The organism is Nocardia sp. NPDC088792, from assembly GCF_044750615.1.
GTDB lineage: Bacteria > Actinomycetota > Actinomycetes > Mycobacteriales > Mycobacteriaceae > Nocardia.
Map to the genome: position 1 here is coordinate 351,261 of NZ_JBIVKC010000008.1, position 20,544 is coordinate 371,804.

Consider the following 20,544-nt stretch of genomic DNA (forward strand, 5'->3'; position numbering starts at 1 on the left):
CGGAGCTATGGCAGTGCACACAAAGTGCGGCGCGCGCCCGGCGGCGGTCCGTACCCTGGTTGATCGTGGAGTTGACGGTCAACCGGGTCGAGTTGGACGACGTGCTGATCGCCTACCGGGATTCCGGGGCGGCGGCGGGTCATCCGCTCAGCGATGTCCCCGTGGTGCTGGTGCACGGTATGGGCGGAGACGGGCACACCTGGGATCGGCTGGCGGCGCGACTGGTGCAGTACGGGCGGCGGGTGATCATTCCCGATCTGCGCGGGCACGGCCGCAGTGCGCACACCGGCTCATATCGTTTCCCGGAATTCGGGGCGGATACGCTGCGGTTGTGTGAACGGCTCGGGGTGGAGCAGGTCGATCTGGTCGGGCATTCGCTGGGCGGTTACGCCATTTCCTGGACCGCCATGGAACGGCCGGAACTGGTGCGGCGCTTGGTGATCGAGGAGCAGCCGCTGCCGCTGCGATCCGGCGACGAGCAGATGACATTCACCCGCCGCCTGCCTTCGGTCCCGGAACTGTGGCACGCGACCAGCAGTCTGATCCGGCATCCGCGCGCGGTGCTGGCCTTCGACCGGTCCATGACGGGTGCGGCGCTGGAACAGTTCCGCAAACCGTATCCGGAGTGGTGGGCGGGCCTGTCCGACATCACCGCGCCCACCCTGTTCCTGCGTGGCGGCCCCGGCGGCATGGTCGACCCGGACAAACTCGAGCAGATGCGCGCCACCATCCCCGACTGCACGGTCCGCACCTTCACCTGCGGCCACAGCATCCACCGCGACCGCCACCGCGAATTCGAAGCCGAAGTCCTCCCCTTCCTCGGCCACTGAGGGCCCACCGAGTCGCGAGTGGGCAATGGTTGCGGCATCGCCCGAGAGGCCGCCACCACCAGTTCCCGCTCGCTGCCTACTCACGCGTTCGCGCGGCAGGTGGCGGGGGTTTGCGGGCGGGAATCTACAGTTGACTCGTGTCCGCATCCGAGCGTCCCACGCTGTTGTTTCCCGACGAGCAGTCGTTCCGGGAATGGCTGGCCGCCAACCATGCGGCGGTGGACGGGATCTGGCTGAAATTCGCCAAGAAAGGCTCGGGGCAGGTTTCGCTGGACTACGAGGGGGCGCTGCGGCAGGCCCTGTGCTTCGGCTGGATCGACGGGCAGTCCCGGCGCATCGACGACGACTTCTTCCTCATGAGCTTCACGCCGCGGCGGCGGCGCAGTCAGTGGTCGCAGCGGAATGTGGGGATCGCGGGGGAGTTGATCGCGCAGGGGCTCATGCATCCGGCGGGGCAGGCTGAGATCGACGACGCCAGACAGGACGGGCGCTGGGACAATGCCGTGGGCGGTGACCTGCCGGAGGATTTTCTCGCCGCGTTGACCCGGTACCCGGAGGCGGCGGCCTTCTTCGAGACGCTGCCCGTGCAGTCCCGCATCGCGGTCGGGTATCACCTGGGCAGCGCGGCCCGCCCGGAGACACGGGCGCGGCGCCTGGACCAGATCATTCGCAAGCTGATCGACGGGCAGCCGTTGTGACGAGGCTCGGAGTGCCGATGAGATCGGCCGCGGTACGGGAGTTTTCGCTGTGACGGGTTTCGAGGGCATGCTGTGTTCGGCTGCCGCGCAGGAGATTCCGCTACCCGGCAGCGCGACCCGCATCACCGGCTGGCTGTGCGTGGAACAGCCCGGCGCGTGGGGACGGGATGTGATCGGTGACGAGGTGCTGGGCGCCGAGATCACCGTCGAACTGGCCGCCCGCACCAAGGCCGCGCAGGTGCGGCCCATGCTCATCCGGCGGCCCGGGCGCAATGAATTCGAGGGCGTGCGAACGATTCTCATCGCGAGTTCGCGGCCCGAGGGCTCCTGGTGCGAGCGGTTCGAGATCACCGACCTGAAACAACTCCTGGACCTGGACCTGCACCTGCTGAACGGCCCGGCCCCGGGCATCGGTGTGCCCGTGACGGATCCGCTGGTCCTGGTGTGCGCGCACGGCAGACGCGACCAGTGTTGCGCCCTGCTCGGCCGCCCCATCGCCGCGGGCCTGGCCGCCGCCTGCCCGGACGTGTGGGAGTGCTCCCACACCGGCGGCCACCGTTTCGCCCCCGCCGTGGTGCTCCTCCCCACCGGCCTGACCTACGGCCGCCTGGACCAGGATTCGGCCCTGACCATGCTGGCCGCGGCCCGCCGCGGCGAGGTCTCCCTCACCGGCCTCCGCGGCCGCAGCTGCTACACACCGGTCGAACAGGTCGCGGAAGTGGCCGTCCGCCAGCGCATCGCAGACGAATCCTTCACCGCCGACAACCCGGCTCCCGTGCGCGCAGCTGACGGTTCGGTCCCTGTGCGCGCAGCTGACGGTTCGGTCCCTGTGCGCGCAGCTGACGGTTCGGTCCCTGTGTGGGCTGTCGACGGTCCGGCTATGGCGCGACCGGCTGTCGATTCCGGTACCGGGGCGGGGCGGTCTGCCGCCATCGGTGCGGACGATCCGGGAGTCGGCGCCGGTGATGCCGACTCTCATGTCTGCGTCGGCGATCTCGTGGTGGCGGCGGCTCCGGCCGGTACGCCGGTTTCCGGTGATCCGGCGACTTTCGCGGGTGCGGCGCTCGTGACGCATCGGGACGGCCGCCGGTGGCTGGTTACCGCGCGCACTGTTGCCTACGCGCCGCGGCAGGCGAGTTGCGGGGCCGGGCCCAAACCGGCTACGGCGGTTGTCGCCGATTCGGTTCGGCTGCTGGACTGAGTCCACCGGCCGGTAGTGCGTCCTGCCTCGTCGGCGATGCGCCCTCCGGTGATCCCGCCGGTGCGGTGCGGCCGTAGATTGCGCTGCCAGGGTCTCGTCAGTGGACGCTTACCGAATTCGACTGGCGCTCAGGGATGTTGATTCGCGGGCTGGGACGGCGGAAGGCGCTGAGGATGGTGAAGGCGAGGAGGAGGGCGGCGGGCCGGGCTGTCCAGTCACCGAGGCGGGAGTAGAGGGTGGGGGTGGTGGGCTGGGGGAGGGTGGCGAGGGCGGAATGGGTGGCGGCGGTGCTGGTGTTGACGGAGGCCAGGACTCGGCCTTGGGCGTCGCTGAGGACCAGGTCGCCCAGTTGGGCGGGGCGGGCCAGGGCCAGGCCGGATTCGACCGCGTGCAGGACGGCCATGCGACTGTGCAGCCAATGGTCGTCGCCGAAGTCGAGAGCGGGGACCAGGAGCATGGTTGCGCCGGCGGTTCGGTTGGCGCGCAGCAGGTCCGGGAAGTCGAGGTCGAAGCAGACGGCCAGGGCCCAGGAGGTGCCGGGCACCTTCGCTACACCGGTGCCTGGGGTCAGGTCGGCTTCGAGGCCGGGGACCAGGTGGTGTTTGGCGTAGACGGTGCCGGTCGGGTAGTCGATGGCGACATTGGTGGTGGTGTCGCCGCGGGTGAGGAGTAGCCCGGCGATCACGTGCACGCCGCGCCGCGTAGCGACCTCGGTGAGCGGACCGGAGAGAGCAGTCAGGCTGGAATCCGTTGCCCGCCAGGATTTCTCCGGCAGCACCACGATGCGTGCGCCACGGTCAGCGAGTTTGTCGACCTCGCTCACCACGCGGGTGATCATGTCCCGGCCGTCGGCCGAATCGACCGGCACATAGTCGTCGGGTTGCGCGACCGCGAGTACAGCCACCGGCACCGGGTTGTCCCCGGCGGGTTCGGACAGCCGCCAGAACCCGAACCCGAGCACGACGATCAGCACAGTGAACGCGGCGGCGGCGCAACGGATTCGCGGCATACGAGGCGCATCGGTGCCGAGCAGTACGGCCGTTGCCGCCGGCACCAGCATGACGAGGAACGAGACGCCCAGCCATCCGGTCAGCGACGCGACCTGGATCAGCGGCAGCACCCGCACCTGCGTATAGGCCAGGCTCCACCACGCCCCGAACGGGGCTTGCCGGGAGATCAGGTACTCCATCGTCACCCACCCCGCCGGTAGCGCGAGCACCGCGGCGGCGAGCCGGCCGCGGCGGATCAGTATGCGGGTCAACGCGATCAGCGCCGCATACGTCGTGGCGGTGACCCCCAACAGCACGACCGTCGCGAGCGGTGGCTGCTCCAGCGTGCCGGTGAAGTAGGGGATATAGCCGTAGGCCCCGGCCAGCCAGGACCCGAATCCGGCCGCGAAGGCCAGCGATGCGGGCACCCGCGGCGCGATGAGCAGCACGGGCAGCGGCGCGAACATGACGACCACCGGCACGGGATGCAATCCGGTGCCGAGCCACCACAGCACCGCCGAAATCCCCGCCGCGGCAAGCGTAAACAGAAGTCGTTTCACCACATCAATGCTGGTCACCGCGGTTACCGCGCACATCGCCGACACGAGTGAACCGATGGTCGCTCCTATGGGCGAGTCACTTCGGGCGGATATCCGGCAGCGCGCTCAGCCGTCGCGGCCGGGCACCACCAGACCGGATTCGTAGGCGAAGACCACGGCCTGCACCCGGTCACGCAGGGCGAGTTTCGAAAGTATCGAGCTGACATGGGTTTTCACCGTGTGCTCGGTGACGGTGAGAGCGTCGGCGATCTCCGCATTGGATTGGCCGCGGGCCAGTTCCCGGAGGGTGACGCGTTCCCGGTCAGTCAATTCGGTGAGCCGCCGCGAGAGTTCCGGGCGTGCGCTGGAACGCTGCGAGAGCTGCGCGATGACGCGCCGGGTGACGGCGGGCGCGAGCAAGGCTTCGCCGGCGGCGACCACGCGGACGGCCGTGACGAGTTCCTCGCGGCGAGCATCCTTGAGGAGGAACCCGCTGGCCCCGGCCCGCAGCGCGGCATACACGTATTCGTCCGCGTCGAACATGGTCAGGACCAATACTTTCGCGGCGGTGTCCGCGCAGATGCGGGCGGTGGCCGCCACCCCGTCCAGGCGCGGCATGCGGATATCCATGACCACCACGTCGGGGGCCAGCGCCGCGGCCTGGCTGACCGCCTCGAGCCCGTCGGCGGCCTCACCCACCACGGTGATATCGGGCTGGGCGGAGAGGATCATGCCGAAACCGGCCCGGAACAGGTCCTGATCGTCGACGACGAGTACGCGCATCACGGCTCCCGATCGAGCGGCAGTTCGGCCGCGACGGTGAACCCGGTATCGGTCCGCCCGGCGTGCAGACTGCCGCCGCAGGCCGTGACCCGTTCCCGCATACCCGTCAGCCCCGACCCGGTGCGCCGGCCGGGTTCCGGGGTGCGGAGCCGGCGGCGCACGGCGGCGATCCCGTTGTCGCGGGCGGTACTTCCGTCCCCGGTACCCGTCGCCGTGGCGCCGTTGTCGCTGATCCGGACGGTCAGGTGGGATTCGGTCCAGTGCAGGGTGACCGCCACCCGGTCGGCGCGCGCGTGTTCGAGGGTGTTGGTGAGGGCCTGCTGGACGACGCGGTAGGCGGTGACGCCGGTTTCGCCGGATACCGTTCGGCGGTCGCCTTTTTCGTCGAGGGTGGCGGTGAGGCCGCCGCGCTCGCAGGTATCCACGAGGTCCGGGATGGCGTCGAGGCCGGGCTGATGGCGCGGGGCGCCCGCATAGGTGGCGGCGAGGCTGTCGTGCGCGGTGGCGAGACCGTCGGGTCCGGTGGTCAGGCCGTCGCGCATGGCGGCGAGGCTGAGGCGGAGTTCGTGGACGGCGCTGCGGCCGGTGTCGGCGATGCCGGCGAAGGTGGCGTCGGCGCGGTCCGGGTCGGTGCGGGTGAGCAGGGGGCCGGTTTCGGCCTGCACGATGATCAAACCCAGTGAGTGCGTGACGATGTCGTGCACGTCGCGGGCGATGCGCACCCGTTCACGCGCCACGGCGGCCACCCGTTCCTCGTCGAGGCGCAGGGCGCGTTCGCTCAGCAGGTCGATCTGGGTGCGCCGCGCACGCACGACGGTGCCGAGCGTCCACGCGGTCAGGAAGGACAGTGCCGCATAGGCATACGATTCCGGTGGTTCACCCGGCAGCACGAGTGACACCAGAATGCCCAGCACTCCGGCGATCATGGCGACGACCCGGACGGCCGGAACACCGTAGGCCGCGATCGTGTACGCGCACACCACCGTTCCGTAGGGCAGCGGCGGCAGTGCGTGTGTACAGGCCAGCGCGATGATCCCGGAGCCGACCGCCCACAGCGTGGTCAGCGGGGCGCGCCGGCGCCAGAACAGCGGGACCGAGGCCAGCAGGGCCAGACCGATCACCCACCAGGGCCGTCGTTCCGCGAGTTCCGGTCCGACGGTGGCGATGGTGACCAGGATTGTTATGCCGGCGTCGCTGACCCACGCCGGTGGTCTCCACGTCCGCTCCGGCAGCCTTCCCAGCAACCCCTCGATGATGTGAAAGCCCGGGGCGGCAGCGCAAGTACCCATAACGCTTCGAGTTTCCCCCGGGCAGGCCCCGCGCGTCCTCCCGCCCGAGGATGATTCCGCCCTCATCCCTGGGAGTGGCTCGCCGGAGGGTATCGGCCGTCACAGTGCGGCGAGTACGGGTGAACGACGAGGCGCCGGTTCGCCGGGAGGACTACCCGGGCGGACCGAGGCGGCTGACCCGCGGGTTTACCAGTAGGTGCCCGGAACCAGGCGGGCGGCGCGGCGGAGGACGGTGCCCGTGGCTCGGACCGCGGGCGGGACCGGGCGGCGACGGCGTTGCGGGGCAGGGGTTTCCGCGTCGGCGGCGGGGGTGTCCGCGTCGGCGGGGGCTTCGCCCTTGGCGGCGGCGGAGTCGCCGATGGCGCGGTAATAGCGGTGCAGGACACGCTCTTTCACGCCGGGGGCGAAGAGGGTGCCGTATTCGGCGAGGGTGCCGAGGGGGACGTCGATGCGGCGGGGTCGTTCGGTGAGGGCGCGCACGATGGTGGCGGCCGCCCATTCGGGGGATTGGGCGGAGGTGCCCTGGTCGCCGGACGGGGTGATCATGGGGGTGCTCACCAGGGGCATGTGGATGGTGGTGAAAGTGATGTTGTCGGCGCGCATTTCGGCGGCGGTGACCTCGGCGAACTTGTCGAGGGCGGCCTTGGAGGCCAGGTAGGCGGCGAACCGCGGGGTCGCCACCTGCACCCCGGCGCTCGAAATGTTCACGATGTGACCGTCTTTGCGTTCCCGCATCTGCGGCAGCAGCGCCAGGGTCATGCGGACGGCGCCGAAGTAGTTGACGGCCATGGTGCGCTCGAAGTCGTGCATGCGGTCGGTGGACCGGTGCACGGCGCGGCGGATGGAACGGCCGGCATTGTTGACCAGCATGTCGACATGCCCGTGGGTGTCGAGGATGGTCTTGACGGTGTGGTCGACCGATTCGGCGTCGGTGACATCGCACTGGTAGGCGAAGGCGCTGCCGCCCGCCGCCTGGATCTCGTCGACCACGCCGGCCAGTTCGTCGCCGCGGCGGGCGAGCAGGAACAGGACCGCGCCCTTCTCGGCGGCGGCGACGGCGGCGGCGCGGCCGATACCGGAGGAAGCGCCGGTGATGAGGACGTGTTTGCCGGTCAGGTCGCGACGGGCGCGCCGACGGGCCAGGTAACCGTTGTCGACGGAGTTATCGGGCCCACCCGCCGCCCGGCCGCCGCCCCCCGTCGAATCGCTCCGCGATACCGCGTTCATTGCTGCTCCCTTGCAGATCGAATTGCCTCGAACTTACTCCAAAGTAAGTTCCAGCGCCACGAAGGGGTGCCCTGCGACACGCCCGCCGCTGTAGAGACTGCTCGGTATCGAATGTATGTTCGATACCGAAACCGGTCGGTCGGCGGAGGAGGTGGGCATGGGCTGGCACAACGGACCCCCGTCATGGGCGGAAATGGAACGCGTCCTGTCCGGCCGCCCCGACCGGCAGCGACCCGAGATCGACGCGGACGGCGGCGACGGCCCGGCCTGGTCCCGCAAACGCGAGAAATACGAAGCGGGCGAACTCCGCCGGCCCGACGGACCGGTCGTCCCGTACGCCGAACTGCACACCCACTCCGCCTACAGCTTCCTCGACGGCGCGAGCCAGCCCGAAGAACTCGTCGAGGAAGCCGTCCGGCTCGGACTCGAGGCCCTGGCCCTCACCGACCACGACGGCTTCTACGGCGTCGTACGCTTCTCCGAGGCCGCCCGCGAATGGGGCATGCCCACCATCTTCGGCGCGGAACTCTCCCTCGGCACCGCCGCCCGCCCCGGCGCCCACCTCGCACCCCGCGGAGTACGGCGCGGAAAGGCCGGTGAGCCAGGCGATTCCGCGCCCCGCACCGGCGCACCGGACCCGGCGGGACCACACCTGCTGGTGCTCGCCCGCGGACAGGAGGGCTACCGCCGGCTGTCCCGGGAGATGGCGGCCGCGCACATGGCGGCGGGCGAGAAGGGCATCCTGCGCTACGACCTGGACCGGCTCACGGAAGCCGCGGGCGGGGAATGGCACATCCTGACCGGCTGCCGGAAAGGCACCGTGCGACAAGCCCTGCAACAGGGCGACGCCGCGGCCGAGGCCGAATTGCGGGAACTGGTGGAACGATTCGGCCGGGGCAATGTGAGCGTGGAACTCACCCACCACGGCGTGCCCGAGGACGACGAACGCAATGCGCGGCTCATCCAGCTCGCCGAGCTGATGGGGCTACCCGTACTCGCCACCACCGGAGCGCATTTCGCCGCGCCACCGCAACGCCGCCGGGCCATGGCGCTGGCCGCCATTCGCGCCCGCACCGGCCTCGACGACATGGCCGGCTGGCTCGCCCCCACCGGCGGCGCGCACCTGCGCTCCGGTGCGGAGATGGCGCGCCTGTTCGCGGCCTGCCCGGAAGCGGTGTCGAATGCCCTTGCGCTGGCCCGCGAATGCGCCTTCGACCTGCGGCTGATCGCCCCGAAACTCCCGCCCTACGATGTGCCGGAGGGCCACGACGAGAACAGCTGGCTGCGGGAACTCACACTGCAGGGCGCGGCCCTGCGCTACGGTGCGCGCGCCGGGAATCCGAAGGCGTACCAGCAGTTGGAGCACGAACTGCGGGTCATCCGGGAATTGAAGTTCCCGGGCTACTTCCTGGTGGTGCACGACATCGTGAGCTTCTGCCACGACAACGACATCCTCTGCCAGGGCCGGGGTTCCGCCGCCAATTCCGCGGTCTGCTACGCCATCGGCATCACCAATGTGGATCCCGTCGCCAACAAACTGCTGTTCGAACGCTTCCTGTCGCCGGAGCGGGACGGGCCACCCGATATCGACGTGGACATCGAATCCGATCGCCGCGAGGAGGCCATTCAGCACGTCTACGCCAAATACGGGCGCGAATACGCGGCGCAGGTCGCCAATGTGATCACCTACCGCGGCCGGTCCGCCGTACGGGATGCCGCACGCGCCCTGGGCTTCTCGGTCGGGCAGCAGGACGCGTGGAGCAAACAGGTGAGCCGGTGGACCGGGGTGGCGCAGGAAGAACACACCGAGATCCCCGCGGACGTGCTCGCGCTGGCCGGCGAATTGGAGGGCCTGCCAAGGCATCTCGGCATTCACTCCGGCGGCATGGTGATCTGCGACCGGCCCATCGCCGACGTATGCCCGACCGAATGGGCGCGCATGGCCGACCGCAGTGTGCTGCAGTGGGACAAGGACGACTGTGCCACAGCGGGATTGGTGAAGTTCGACCTGCTCGGGCTCGGCATGCTGTCCGCCCTGCACTACATGATCGACCTGGTGCGCGAGCACAAGGGGTCGACGGTCGAACTGCATCGGCTGGACCTCACCGAGGAGGCCGTCTACGACATGCTGTGCCGCGCCGACTCGGTCGGCGTGTTCCAGGTGGAATCGCGGGCGCAGATGGCGACCCTGCCGCGCTTGAAACCGCGCAATTTCTACGACCTGGTCGTGGAGGTGGCGCTCATCCGGCCGGGACCCATTCAGGGCGGGTCGGTGCATCCGTACATCCGGCGCCGCAACAAACAGGAGAAGGCCGAATACGACCATGCGGCGCTGAAGGATTCGCTCGCACGCACGCTCGGTATCCCGCTGTTCCAGGAGCAGCTCATGCAGATGGCCGTGGATGTCGCGGGTTTCACCGCCGCCGAAGCCGATCAACTGCGCCGCGCCATGGGCTCCAAACGCTCACCGGAGAAGATGGAACGGCTGCGCGCCCGCTTCTACCAGGGCATGCAGGACCTGCACGGCATCACCGGAGAAGTGGCCGACCGCATCTACGAGAAGGTGTGTGCCTTCGCGAATTTCGGCTTCCCGGAAAGCCATTCGCAGAGTTTCGCCTCGCTCGTGTTCTATTCGGCGTGGTTCAAACTGCATCATCCGGCGGCGTTCTGCGCGGGACTGCTGCGCGCCCAGCCCATGGGGTTCTACTCGCCGCAATCCCTGGTCGCCGATGCGCGCCGGCACGGGGTGGCGGTGCACGGGCCCGATATCAACCACAGCCTGGCCGAGGCCACCCTGGAGAGTGCGGGCATGCAGGTGCGGCTGGGGCTGGCCGCGGTCCGGCACATCGGCACCGAACTGGCCGAGCAGATCGTGACCGCTCGCGCGGCCGGACCGTACACCTCGTTCCTGGATCTCACCGGACGCGTGGAATTGACGGTGCCGCAGGCGGAATCGCTGGCCACCGCGGGCGCGCTGGGCAGTCTCGGCGTCACCCGGCGGCAGGCACTGTGGGCGGCCGGGGCGGCGGCGGGAGAGCGACCGGACCGGCTGCCCGGCACCGGCGCGGCCACCGCCGCACCCACCCTGCCCGGCATGAGCGAACTGGAACTGGCGGCCGCCGACGTGTGGGCCACCGGCGTCTCCCCGGGCAGCTATCCCACCGAATTCCTGCGCGAACGCCTGGACGCCCTCGGCGTGGTGCCCGCCGCCCGCCTGCTCGATATCCGCGACGGCGCAAGGGTGCTGGTCGGCGGCGCGGTCACGCACCGGCAGCGCCCCGCCACCGCCGGCGGCGTCACCTTCCTCAACCTCGAGGACGAAACCGGCATGGTGAACGTCGTCTGCTCGGTCGGCCTCTGGGCCCGCTACCGCCGCCTCGCCCAATCCGCCCCCGCCCTCCTCATCCGCGGCCGCATCCAGAACGCCGAAGGCGCGGTGACAATCGTCGCCGAACACCTCCAGCGCATGGACCTCCGCATCACCGCCCGCTCCCGCGACTTCCGCTGACCCACCCGCAGCGAGCGAAGCGGCCTCCAACCGAATGACCGCGGCTCCCCGCACATGCGGGGAGCCGCAGTGAGTATCAGCGGAGGTTGTTGGCTGTGGCCCAGTGCCGCCCGCATCGCGGCGGTCGCGGCGGTGGCCTGAAGACAGCGGCGGCGCCCCGCTTTTGCGGGACGCCGCCGTGAATGTTGTTGCGGGGCTAGAAACTGCCGTCGCCGCCCCCGCCGGAGTCGCCTCCGCCGCCGAAATCGGAACCGCCGCCGAAGTCGCCGCCACCGCCGAAGTCGGAACCGCCGCTGCCGAAGTCGCCGTCGCCTCCTCCGCCGCCCCACTGCTGCTGGCCCTGGTCGCCGCCCCATTGCTGGTTCGGGTCGTAGCCGTAGTTGGTGTCGTCGCGGCGTTCTTCGCGTTCGCCTTCCATACGGCCGAGCTCGTAACCGAGCAGGCCGCCGCCGACGGCACCGCCGACCGCGCCGAGACCGGCTGCGGCGCCGGGGCTCATGCCGGGGCGGGGAGCGTAGCCGCCCGGACCGTAGTTGGGGTCGTAGCCGGGGGCTCCGTAGCCGGGACCGCCGGGGCCGGGGCCGTAGCCGCCGGGGCCGCCGAAACCGCCCGGGCCGCGGGGGCCGCGGCGACGGCGGATCAGGGAGACCACGAGGGCCACGATGCCGGCGATCACGATGATCGGGCAGAGCAGGCCCAGCCAGCCGAAGCCGCCGTGGTTCTTCTTGGGTGCGGCCGCGGGCGCGGGCGCACCGGCGCGGCTGGGCGCGGGCTGGTCCGCGGCGGTCTTCAACGCGTTCAGGGAGGCGACGGTCGCGTCCGTGTAATCGTTGTTGCCGAACGAGTTCTTGAAGGCCGTCAGGGCCGGGTTCGCATCACGGATGTGCGAATCGGTGCCGGTCCGGATGGAGATGAAGTGCGACTTGGTGTTGATGGCCAGCACCACGTCGGTCGTGCTCTTCACATGGCTCTGGGCCTCCGCGTCGAACTTGGCCCGATTGTCGGAGAACTTCTCGGTGGTGAAGATCTGCACCGGATCCGGCAGCTGGTTCGCCGCATCGGTGACCTTGGTCTGGTCGAGCACGTGCGAGTCGTCCTTGATGGTGACCGGACCGGCCGCAGCCGTCCCCGTCGCCAGCAGGATCACCCCCAGCACGGCCGTCAGCAGTAGTAGAGAACGCTTGACCATCTCCGTCTTTCCTTCCAGGTCAGCCTGCTCGCCCGAGCGTACGGGACGATGCTGGAACGAGCAGAAGGGAGCACACGTGCCCACCGTCGTCCGGGCGACCATCAAACCGAACAGTAAGAAGGGGCCACTCGTCGAACTCCTCGGCGACGGCACCCTGCAGCTCTATGTGCGTGCGCCCGCCGTGGAGGGCAAGGCCAACAAGGCCGCCATCGAACTGCTGGCTGCCCATTACGGCGTGGCGAAAACCTCGGTGCGCCTGACGGCCGGCGCCACATCCCGCTTCAAACGCTTCGAGATCGACGACTGAGTGACCGGAAACTACACGGCGCCTGGGAAACCCAACTGCCGCCAGGCTTCGTAGACGGCTACGGCGGCGGCATTGGAGAGGTTCATGGAACGGCGGCCCGGCAGCATGGGGATGCGCAGCTGCGCGGTGACGCGGGGATCGTCCAGTACTTCGGCGGGGAGGCCGGTGGGTTCGGGGCCGAAGAGCAGGACATCGCCCTTGCGGAAGGCGATCTCGGTGTTGTGCGTGGTGGCGGCGGCGGTGAAGGCGAAGACCCGCTCGGGCTGGATGGCCTCCCAGGCGGCCGCGAGCGATCGATGCACGGTGACCACCGCCAGATCGTGATAGTCGAGCCCGGCCCGGCGTAGCTTCGGCTCGGATAGGTCGAAGCCGAGGGGCTCGATCAGGTGTAGCTCACAGCCGGTACCGGCGGCCAGGCGAATGGCATTGCCGGTGTTGGGCGGGATACGAGGTTCGAAGAACACCAGATGGAACACGCGCTACAGCATCCCAGAACGTAAGCTCGGGGCCGTGACTGGAGCCCATACCGCGCCCGAGAGCCGCAGTAGTCGTTTCTGGGCGTCCGTGCGCGAGAACCTGCCCATGCTGCTGGTCGCCGCGGTGCTGGTGGTGGCCGTGGTGCTGTTGTCCGCGGACCGGTGGCGGCGCGGGACCTACGTGTTCGGCGGTGCGGCACTGGTGGCCGCGGCCCTGCGGCTGTTGCTGCCGGCCGACCGGGTGGGTCTGCTGGCGGTGCGGAGCAAGCCTTTCGACGTGGGCTGGCTGACCGTGACGGGCGTGGCGATCATCGTGCTGGCGGCCACCATCAGTCCGCTGGGTGTCACTTAGAGCCCTGCGGGATGTCTGGAGCCCTGCGGGATTCGGGGCTGCGGTCGGAACCGCAGCCGGAATTCAGCGGGTGGTCGGGTGGCCCGGCCGCCGGGTGGCGGTCAGACCGAGGTGAGGCGGCGGCAGAGCTCGCGGCGGAGTACCTCTTGGTCGGGAAGTCGGTTCAGTACCCGGAGTACGGCCGGGCGTAATTCGCGTTGTTCCTCGTCGTTGAGCAGGTCGACGAGAGTGCGAAGATCCAGGTCATCGAAGGCTGCCATGCCTGACACAGTAATCGTCCGCGGCGCTTCGCAGAAGGATCTCTACGGGACGGTTACGGCGGATTCATGCGCGCGAAACCGGCAGTGCTTCACGACAATTCGCACGAAACAGACTCGACACGCGACGTTAGCGCGCACCCTCTATGGGGGAACGTGCGCGCATATTCGAAGGAAACCCTAATTATTCGCGCGGCACATGTCAGTGATGCGGCTCACTCGCGGCAATGTCATTCGGCCCACGTCAGTGCCGTTCGGCCGCACGCGCAGTGTCATTCGCGTGCGGAACGCGCCGCCCGCGCCAGGTCCATGGCCTCGGTCATGAGCTTGCCGACCGCCTCGGTCTCGGTGAGGAAGCCGTCGTGCCCGTCCCGCGAGCGCACGATCTCCAGGCCCTTACAGCCCGGCAGCAACTCGGCCAGCTCCTGCTGCGTGCGCAGCGGGTACAGCCGATCGGAATCCACGCCGCCGATCACACACGGCACCGGCGTCGCACCCAGCGCCGCCTCGATACCGCCCCGGCCACGGCCCACATCGTGCCGGTTCATGGCCTCGGTGAGCAGCACGTAGGTGGCCGGATCGAACCGTGCGACCAGCTTGTCGGCCTGATACTCCAGGTACGACTGCACCGCGTAACGCCCACCCGCCCAAGGGTTCTCGTCCCCCTGGGCATGATTCTCGAAACGATGATCCAGCTCGAACTCGGTGCGGTAGGTCAGGTGCGCGATGCGCCGCGCGATGCCCATGCCGGCGATCGGGGTGCGGCCGCTGCCGTGGTAGTTGCCGCCCTGCCAGTCCGGATCCGCCTGGATGGCGGCGATCTGGGTGGTCTGGGTGCCGATCTGATCCGCGGTGGCGCGCGCGCCGACCGCGAGCACCAGTGCGGCGCCGACCCTTTCGGGGCTGCCGACCATCCATTCCAGCACCCGCATACCGCCCATGGACCCGCCGACCACCGCGGCCAGCCGGTCGATGCCGAGCCGGTCGAACAGCTTCACCTCGGCGGCCACCTGGTCACGGATGGAGATCTCGGGAAACCGTGCGCCCCAGGGCTTTCCGTCCGCCGCCAGCGATGCCGGCCCGGTGGAACCCTTGCAACCGCCGAGCACATTGGTGGCGATGACACACCATTCGCGGGTGTCCACCGGCGCTTCCCGCCCGACGATGCCGTCCCACCATCCCGGCGAGACGTGATGTACATCGGCGGGGCCGACCACATGCGAATCACCGGTCAGCGCATGCTCCACGAGCACCACGTTGTCGGCGTTCGCGGAGAGTTCGCCCCACCGCTGCACGGCCAGCGTCACGTCGGGGATGACGTCGCCGTTCTCCAGCCGGACATCCCCGATCGCAATGCTGCCGAGCGTCCCATCGGGCGGCGGAAGCAGGAGTTCCGCCGCATGCCGGGAGGTGCTCGAGGTGGTTTTCACGGTCAACTTGCCGCCGCCGTCAGCCCGGCCCGCAGGTCCGCCAGGATGTCGTCGAGGCCCTCGATACCGACGGCCAGACGCACCAGACCAGGCGTGACACCGGAAGCAAGCTGCTCCTCGGGGGTCAGCTGGGAATGCGTGGTGGAGGCCGGGTGGATCACGAGCGAGCGCACATCCCCGATGTTAGCGACGTGGCTGTGCAGGGTCAGGGCGTCCACGAACTTCTTGCCCGCATCGATGCCGCCGGCCAGTTCGAACGACACGATGGCGCCGACACCCTTGGGGGCCAGTTGTTTGCCGCGCTCGAACCAGGGGGAGTCCGGGAGTCCCGCGTAGTACACCGTGGTCACGCCCGGCTGCCCGGTCAGGAATTCGGCGACCGCCTGCGCATTGGCGACGTGCCGCTCGACCCGCAGGCTCAGCGTCTCGATACCCTGCGCGATGAGGAAGGCGTTGAACGGCGCCACGGCCGAACCCAGATCGCGCAGCAACTGCACGCGCGCCTTGAGTGCGTAGGCGGGTGCGCCCAGGTCCGCGAACACCACGCCGTGGTAGCTCGGGTCCGGGGTGGTGAAGCCGGGGTACTTCGATTCGCCCGCAGCGTCTTTCACGGTCCAGTCGAAGGTGCCGCCGTCCACGATCACGCCCGCGACGGCCGAACCGTGCCCGCCCAGGTACTTGGTGGCCGAATGCACGACGATGTCCGCGCCGTGCTGCAGCGGGTTCAGCAGGTAGGGGGTCGCGACCGTGTTGTCCACGATCAGCGGCACGCCCGCGGCGTGCGCGACCGCCGAGATGCCCGGCAGATCGAAGATCGAGCTGCTCGGGTTGGCGACCGTCTCACCGTAGAAGGCCTTGGTGTTCGGGCGGACCGCCGCCTTCCACTGCGCCAGATCGTCGGGATCCTCGACGAAGCTGACCTCGATGCCCAGCTTCGGCAGCGAGTAGTGGAAGAGGTTGTAGGTGCCGCCGTACAGGTGCGGGCTGGAGACGATGTGGTCGCCCGCCCCGGCGAGGTTCAGGATGGCGAAGGTCTCCGCGGCCTGGCCGGAGGACAGCAGCAGCGCTGCCACACCACCTTCCAGGGCCGCGATGCGCTGTTCCACCACATCCTGGGTGGGATTCATGATGCGCGTGTAGATATTGCCCGGCTCGGCGAGCCCGAACAGCGCTGCGGCGTGGTCGGTATCGCGGAAGGCGTACGAGGTGGTCTGGTAGATCGGCAGGGCGCGGGCGCCGGTCGCGGCGTCGGGGGCCTGGCCGACATGAATCTGCTTGGTCTCGAAGGACCATTCCGAGGGGTCGATGCCCTCGGACGCGGGGTTCGCGGGCGCGGTCGAGTCACTCATGTTCAACTCCGGGAGAACAAGGTCGCCGAATGGCGGAAGTCTGACGTTATCGGAAGACGGATCGGCTTCGACAACAACACATTTCGGGAACCTCCTAGGTGCGCTTGCGCTCGGCCCTCGAGCGCCCGGTCCTCACCCGGAGCACCCCACCGCAGCTGGAGGGTTGCCGATCAGCAAGCCGGGGCTACGCGCTGATGCTCTTGACCTGATGCGAGATTCTAGCGGGCGGTCGCTCCTGTTTCCGCAGTGGGGCTTGCCACATTCGATTTGCAGCAGCAACGTCGGAATTCGTTGTATGCGGCGCGAACATTGTCGGCCAGCATGCGCGCGGTCGAGGCGGTGGTGCAGTCCGGGAACTCGGACTCGGCGTCGAATTCGCACTCCATGCCGACCCGCACGATGCCGTGCCAGGTGGCGGCGATGATGCGGACCGTCAGGTGGTCCTGGGGCAGGTGCAGGCGTTCGGCGAGCACCTCGGTCATGGCGCGGGTCTTGGTGTCGGCCGATTCCATGCTGAGGGCGCGGACCGCGGTGCTGTCGCGGCTGATGCGCTGCATTTGCTGGAACCAGCGGAAGGGCACCGGCTCGTCGGCCTCGATGACGCGGTCCACGATGACGAGGAAGGCGGCGAACAGGGCCTCCATTTCGTCGCCGCTGTCGGGCTGGGCGCGCAGTTCGTCGGCAAGTGCCTGTCCCCAGCCTTCGATGGGGGCGATGACGATCGCCTCCTTGCTCTCGAAGTACCGGTTCACGGTGCGGGGGGAGACATCGGCGGCGTCGGCGATCTGCTCGACCGTGGTGGCGTCGAAACCCTGCTCGTCACAGAGCTGTAGCGCGACGTCGATGATCCGTGTCCGGGTCTGCTGCTTCTTGCGTTCGCGCAACCCGGAGCTGCGGCGATGCAGCAAGCCGGCACTTGACAAATTGGCGGACATGGTTCCCATGGTATCGCCACCGGGGCGGATCGCGTCGCCGTATGACAACTGTCGCAGTCAGACATTTTTCGCTTGACGCCAATTGTCGGTGGGGGCCAGTATGGTCTCAACCGCCCTGGCCCATTCGTGAGGAGACGACATGACAGCCTCGCAAGACGCTCTCGATTTAGAAGAAAGATCAAGTGGCGCAACGGATTCGCGCCGCTGGTTCGCGCTCGGCGTCATCGCCATGGCGCAGCTCATGGTGGTGCTGGACGCCACGATCGTCACCATCGCCATGCCCTTCGCGCAGAAGGACCTGCACATCAGCGACGGCGACAAGCAGTGGATGCTGACCGCCTACACGCTGATCTTCGGCGGTCTGCTGCTGCTCGGCGGCCGGCTGGCCGACTACCTGGGCCGGCGCCGCATCCTGATGATCGGCCTGGTCGGCTTCGCCGGGGCGTCGGCGCTGGCCGGGCTCGCCCAGAGCTCGACCGAACTGTTCGCGGGCCGCGCACTGCAGGGCGCCTTCGGCGCGCTGCTGGCCCCCGCCGCCCTGTCCCTGGTGTCGGTGACCTTCACCGAGGCCAAGGAACGCGCCCGCGCCTTCGGTGTGTTCGCCGGTGTGTCGGCGGGTGGCGCGGCCATCGGCCTGATCGCGGGCGGCGCGCTCACCGAGTTCGCGAACTGGCGCTGGTCGCTGCTGGTGAATACGCCCATCGCGCTGCTGGCGCTGATCGGCGCCTTCGTCTTCGTGATCAAGGATGTGCCGGCGCCGCGGACCGGTGGCTACGACCTGCCAGGTGCGGTCACCGTGACCCTGGGCCTGATCTCCATCGTGTACGGCTTCAGCCGCGCGGCCTCCGACGGCTGGACCGCGTCCACCACGCTGGGGCTGCTCATCGCGGGTGTCGCGCTGCTGGTGGCGTTCGTGGCCATCGAACGCCGGTCGGCGAATCCGCTGCTGCCGCTGCGCATTCCGGGTGAGATCAACCGGGGTGGGTCGTATCTGGTGGCGTTGCTGGTGCCGATCGCCATGTTCGCCATGTTCCTGAACCTGAGCTTCTACCTGCAGATCACGCAGCACTACTCGGCGCTGAAGGCGGGCGTGTCGTTCCTGCCCTTCCCGGCGGGGATCGCGATCTCGGCCGGTGTCGCCTCGGCGCTGCTGCCGAGGATCGGGCCGCGGCCGCTGATGCTGGCGGGTTCGGTGCTGGGTGCGGCGGGCCTGCTGTGGTTGTCGCGGCTGGAGTACGGCGACAGCTACGCCAGCAGCCTGCTGCCGGCCATGCTGCTGATCGCGCTGGGTATGGGCGGGCTGTTCGTCTCCATGCAGACCACGGCCCTGCATCAGGTCGAGGCCGAGGATTCGGGTGTGGCCAGTGCGCTGCTGAACGCGGCGCAGCAGGTCGGCGGTTCCATCGGTACCGCGCTGCTGACCACCATCTCGGTGCAGGTGGCCGACCGGTACGCCCGCAACAACGCGACCGTCGACCACTTGATGGAACGGGCCGCCATCCACTCCTACGACATCGCGTTCCTGATCGGCGCGGGCTTCTTCCTGCTCTGCATCCCGATCGTGGCCTTCATGATCAGGGACAAGCCGCAGAACCTGCTCGAAGGTTCGGAGGTCGTGCACGTGGGGGTCTAGGAACCCCCGAAGCGAACCCGGGCGAAACAGCTACTTGCTGCTTCGCCCGGGTTTTCGCATGCTGGAGGGTGCGTAAGGTCACACAAAACGCTACTGATCGGTAATCGGCGTAAGTCCCGCAGAGCGGGGGCCACCTATCCGGTGAGATCGAGAGCAGCAGTACGCTTGTCTTGCTTGACGCCCGCGTACGTGCCGAGCGCCATGCGTATACGTTGTCTGTTGAACAGCTGGGGTCCGCTACAAGCGGTGCTCACCGGCCGTGCAATGGGAGCACCACCTTCCTAGGAGGACACGAAGATCCATGTCCAAGATCAAGGTTGAAGGGACCGTCGTCGAACTGGATGGCGACGAGATGACCCGGATCATCTGGCAGTTCATCAAGGACAAGCTGATCAACCCGTATCTCGATGTGAACCTCGAGTATTACGACCTCGGCATCGAGTACCGCGACAAGACCGATGACCAGGTCACGATCGATGCGGCGAACGCGATCAAGAAGCACGGTGTGGGCGTCAAGTGCGCCACCATCACCCCCGATGAGGCCCGAGTCAAGGAATTCGGTCTCAAGAAGATGTGGCGGTCGCCGAACGGCACCATCCGCAACATTCTGGGTGGCACCATCTTCCGCGCGCCGATCATCATCTCGAACGTGCCGCGTCTGGTTCCGGGTTGGACCAAGCCGATCATCATCGGCCGGCACGCCTTCGGCGATCAGTACCGCGCCACCGATTTCAAGGTGCATCAGGCGGGTACCGTCACCCTGACCTTCACGCCGGAGGACGGCTCCGAGCCGATCCAGCACGAGGTCGTCCGCATGCCGGAAGACGGCGGCGTGATCATGGGTATGTACAACTTCCAGGACTCGATCCGGGACTTCGCGCGGGCCTCGTTGAACTACGGCCTGCAGCAGAACTACCCGGTGTACCTCTCCACCAAGAACACGATCCTGAAGGCCTACGACGGCATGTTCAAGGACACGTTCCAGGAGATCTACGAGACCGAGTTCAAGGGCCAGTTCGACGCGGCGGGTCTCACCTACGAGCACCGGCTGATCGACGACATGGTCGCCTCCGCGCTCAAGTGGGAGGGCGGCTACGTCTGGGCCTGCAAGAACTACGACGGTGACGTGCAGTCGGACACGGTCGCGCAGGGCTTCGGCTCGCTGGGCCTGATGACTTCCGTGCTGCTGACCCCGGACGGCCGGACCTGTGAGGCCGAGGCCGCGCACGGCACGGTGACCCGGCACTACCGGCAGCATCAGCAGGGCAAGCCCACCTCCACGAACCCGATCGCCTCGATCTTCGCGTGGACCCGTGGCATCGCGCACCGCGGCAAGCTGGACAACACCCCCGAGGTCATCGGCTTCGCGCAGACCCTCGAGGATGTGGTCATCAAGACCGTCGAGAGCGGCCAGATGACGAAGGACCTGGCGCTGCTCGTCGGCGGCGATCAGGGCTATCTGACGACCGAGGAGTTCCTCGGCGTGCTCGACGCCAATCTGGCGCGCGAACTGCGCTGAGTCTCGGCCGAACGGCACGTGCCCGGGCTGTTG

At 68.6% G+C, this 20,544-nt stretch carries 17 protein-coding genes, 1 pseudogene and 1 riboswitch; of the genes and pseudogenes, 8 read left to right on the plus strand and 10 right to left on the minus strand.

Annotation, left to right across the window (positions count from 1 at the left end; genetic code table 11):
• Positions 1–65 precede the first annotated feature (65 nt).
• The 3 genes and pseudogenes from ACIP5Y_RS43880 to ACIP5Y_RS43890 all read left to right on the plus strand — a co-directional run.
• Positions 66–830, plus strand: coding sequence for an alpha/beta fold hydrolase (locus tag ACIP5Y_RS43880; protein WP_400359470.1), 765 nt, complete (start codon positions 66–68; stop codon positions 828–830).
• A gap of 137 nt (positions 831–967) precedes the next feature.
• Positions 968–1,528, plus strand: a complete 561-nt coding sequence (locus ACIP5Y_RS43885) for a YdeI family protein (protein ID WP_400359472.1) — start codon at positions 968–970, stop codon at positions 1,526–1,528.
• Positions 1,529–1,595: 67 nt separating this feature from the next.
• Positions 1,596–2,258 (plus strand): annotated as a pseudogene (locus ACIP5Y_RS43890) (sucrase ferredoxin); the annotation flags it as partial.
• A 568-nt stretch (positions 2,259–2,826) separates the two neighbouring features.
• On the opposite strand, the gene ACIP5Y_RS43895 reads toward ACIP5Y_RS43890, so the two are convergent.
• The 4 genes from ACIP5Y_RS43895 to ACIP5Y_RS43910 all read right to left on the minus strand — a co-directional run bounded on the left by ACIP5Y_RS43895 (position 2,827) and on the right by ACIP5Y_RS43910 (position 7,556).
• Positions 2,827–4,278 carry a nitrilase-related carbon-nitrogen hydrolase gene (locus ACIP5Y_RS43895; protein ID WP_400359473.1) on the minus strand — a complete coding sequence of 484 codons (1,452 nt, stop codon included), beginning with the start codon at positions 4,276–4,278 and terminating at the stop codon, positions 2,827–2,829.
• Positions 4,279–4,383: 105 nt separating this feature from the next.
• On the minus strand, positions 4,384–5,040 hold the full coding sequence (locus tag ACIP5Y_RS43900) for a response regulator (RefSeq protein ID WP_400359475.1): 657 nt from the start codon (positions 5,038–5,040) through the stop codon (positions 4,384–4,386).
• Positions 5,040–6,329: a sensor histidine kinase gene (locus tag ACIP5Y_RS43905; RefSeq protein ID WP_400359476.1), complete on the minus strand. Its 1,290-nt coding sequence runs from the start codon at positions 6,327–6,329 to the stop codon at positions 5,040–5,042. The genes ACIP5Y_RS43900 and ACIP5Y_RS43905 overlap by 1 nt, the downstream gene beginning before the upstream one ends.
• Before the next feature lie 186 nt (positions 6,330–6,515).
• Positions 6,516–7,556 (minus strand): SDR family NAD(P)-dependent oxidoreductase, encoded by a 1,041-nt coding sequence (locus tag ACIP5Y_RS43910; protein ID WP_400359478.1) that lies wholly within the window; start codon positions 7,554–7,556, stop codon positions 6,516–6,518.
• Positions 7,557–7,713: 157 nt separating this feature from the next.
• On the opposite strand from ACIP5Y_RS43910, the gene ACIP5Y_RS43915 reads away from it, so the two are divergent.
• Positions 7,714–11,064, plus strand: a complete 3,351-nt coding sequence (locus ACIP5Y_RS43915) for an error-prone DNA polymerase (RefSeq protein ID WP_400359480.1) — start codon at positions 7,714–7,716, stop codon at positions 11,062–11,064.
• Between the two features lie 196 nt (positions 11,065–11,260).
• On the opposite strand, the gene ACIP5Y_RS43920 is transcribed toward ACIP5Y_RS43915, so the two are convergent.
• The gene (locus ACIP5Y_RS43920; RefSeq protein ID WP_400359482.1) at positions 11,261–12,253 is read right to left on the minus strand and encodes a hypothetical protein; all 993 of its coding nucleotides are present in this window, start codon (positions 12,251–12,253) and stop codon (positions 11,261–11,263) included.
• A gap of 76 nt (positions 12,254–12,329) precedes the next feature.
• Between ACIP5Y_RS43920 and ACIP5Y_RS43925 the strand changes: the two genes are divergently transcribed.
• Positions 12,330–12,560 (plus strand): DUF167 domain-containing protein, encoded by a 231-nt coding sequence (locus tag ACIP5Y_RS43925; protein ID WP_400359484.1) that lies wholly within the window; start codon positions 12,330–12,332, stop codon positions 12,558–12,560.
• 11 nt (positions 12,561–12,571) lie between these two features.
• Here the strand turns inward: ACIP5Y_RS43925 and ACIP5Y_RS43930 are convergent, their stop codons facing one another.
• Positions 12,572–13,036 carry a tRNA (cytidine(34)-2'-O)-methyltransferase gene (locus tag ACIP5Y_RS43930; RefSeq protein WP_400359485.1) on the minus strand — a complete coding sequence of 155 codons (465 nt, stop codon included), beginning with the start codon at positions 13,034–13,036 and terminating at the stop codon, positions 12,572–12,574.
• Positions 13,037–13,142: 106 nt separating this feature from the next.
• Here ACIP5Y_RS43930 and ACIP5Y_RS43935 point away from each other — a divergent pair, with 106 nt between their 5' ends.
• The gene (locus ACIP5Y_RS43935) at positions 13,143–13,388 is read left to right on the plus strand and encodes a DUF3017 domain-containing protein (protein WP_400359791.1); all 246 of its coding nucleotides are present in this window, start codon (positions 13,143–13,145) and stop codon (positions 13,386–13,388) included.
• Between the two features lie 101 nt (positions 13,389–13,489).
• On the opposite strand, the gene ACIP5Y_RS43940 is transcribed toward ACIP5Y_RS43935, so the two are convergent.
• The 4 genes from ACIP5Y_RS43940 to ACIP5Y_RS43955 all read right to left on the minus strand — a co-directional run bounded on the left by ACIP5Y_RS43940 (position 13,490) and on the right by ACIP5Y_RS43955 (position 17,359).
• A complete protein-coding gene (locus ACIP5Y_RS43940) occupies positions 13,490–13,648 on the minus strand; it encodes a hypothetical protein (RefSeq protein WP_397006743.1) in 159 nt (52 codons plus the stop codon).
• Between the two features lie 269 nt (positions 13,649–13,917).
• Positions 13,918–15,081, minus strand: coding sequence for a homoserine O-acetyltransferase (locus tag ACIP5Y_RS43945; RefSeq protein WP_400359487.1), 1,164 nt, complete (start codon positions 15,079–15,081; stop codon positions 13,918–13,920).
• Positions 15,078–16,424, minus strand: a complete 1,347-nt coding sequence (locus ACIP5Y_RS43950) for a bifunctional o-acetylhomoserine/o-acetylserine sulfhydrylase (RefSeq protein WP_400359488.1) — start codon at positions 16,422–16,424, stop codon at positions 15,078–15,080. The genes ACIP5Y_RS43945 and ACIP5Y_RS43950 overlap by 4 nt, the downstream gene beginning before the upstream one ends.
• Before the next feature lie 95 nt (positions 16,425–16,519).
• A riboswitch (SAM riboswitch) is annotated at positions 16,520–16,630 on the minus strand.
• Positions 16,631–16,642: 12 nt separating this feature from the next.
• Positions 16,643–17,359, minus strand: coding sequence for a TetR/AcrR family transcriptional regulator (locus ACIP5Y_RS43955; RefSeq protein ID WP_400359490.1), 717 nt, complete (start codon positions 17,357–17,359; stop codon positions 16,643–16,645).
• A gap of 139 nt (positions 17,360–17,498) precedes the next feature.
• On the opposite strand from ACIP5Y_RS43955, the gene ACIP5Y_RS43960 reads away from it, so the two are divergent.
• A complete protein-coding gene (locus ACIP5Y_RS43960) occupies positions 17,499–18,992 on the plus strand; it encodes an MFS transporter (RefSeq protein ID WP_400359491.1) in 1,494 nt (497 codons plus the stop codon).
• Positions 18,993–19,293: 301 nt separating this feature from the next.
• Positions 19,294–20,511 carry an NADP-dependent isocitrate dehydrogenase gene (locus ACIP5Y_RS43965; protein WP_400359493.1) on the plus strand — a complete coding sequence of 406 codons (1,218 nt, stop codon included), beginning with the start codon at positions 19,294–19,296 and terminating at the stop codon, positions 20,509–20,511.
• The last annotated feature ends 33 nt before the right edge of the window (positions 20,512–20,544 follow it).

Excerpts from the sequence above, each read along its gene's own strand:
- ACIP5Y_RS43940 (WP_397006743.1), bottom strand. The coding sequence starts at position 13,648 with ATGGCAGCCTTCGATGACCTGGATCTTCGCACTCTCGTCGACCTGCTC.
- ACIP5Y_RS43950 (WP_400359488.1), bottom strand. The coding sequence starts at position 16,424 with ATGAGTGACTCGACCGCGCCCGCGAACCCCGCGTCCGAGGGCATCGAC.
- ACIP5Y_RS43905 (WP_400359476.1), bottom strand. The coding sequence starts at position 6,329 with ATGGGTACTTGCGCTGCCGCCCCGGGCTTTCACATCATCGAGGGGTTG.
- ACIP5Y_RS43935 (WP_400359791.1), top strand. The coding sequence starts at position 13,143 with ATGCTGCTGGTCGCCGCGGTGCTGGTGGTGGCCGTGGTGCTGTTGTCC.
- ACIP5Y_RS43965 (WP_400359493.1), top strand. The coding sequence starts at position 19,294 with ATGTCCAAGATCAAGGTTGAAGGGACCGTCGTCGAACTGGATGGCGAC.
- ACIP5Y_RS43900 (WP_400359475.1), bottom strand. The coding sequence starts at position 5,040 with ATGCGCGTACTCGTCGTCGACGATCAGGACCTGTTCCGGGCCGGTTTC.
- ACIP5Y_RS43920 (WP_400359482.1), bottom strand. The coding sequence starts at position 12,253 with ATGGTCAAGCGTTCTCTACTACTGCTGACGGCCGTGCTGGGGGTGATC.
- ACIP5Y_RS43960 (WP_400359491.1), top strand. The coding sequence starts at position 17,499 with ATGACAGCCTCGCAAGACGCTCTCGATTTAGAAGAAAGATCAAGTGGC.
- ACIP5Y_RS43910 (WP_400359478.1), bottom strand. The coding sequence starts at position 7,556 with ATGAACGCGGTATCGCGGAGCGATTCGACGGGGGGCGGCGGCCGGGCG.
- ACIP5Y_RS43955 (WP_400359490.1), bottom strand. The coding sequence starts at position 17,359 with ATGTCCGCCAATTTGTCAAGTGCCGGCTTGCTGCATCGCCGCAGCTCC.
- ACIP5Y_RS43915 (WP_400359480.1), top strand. The coding sequence starts at position 7,714 with ATGGGCTGGCACAACGGACCCCCGTCATGGGCGGAAATGGAACGCGTC.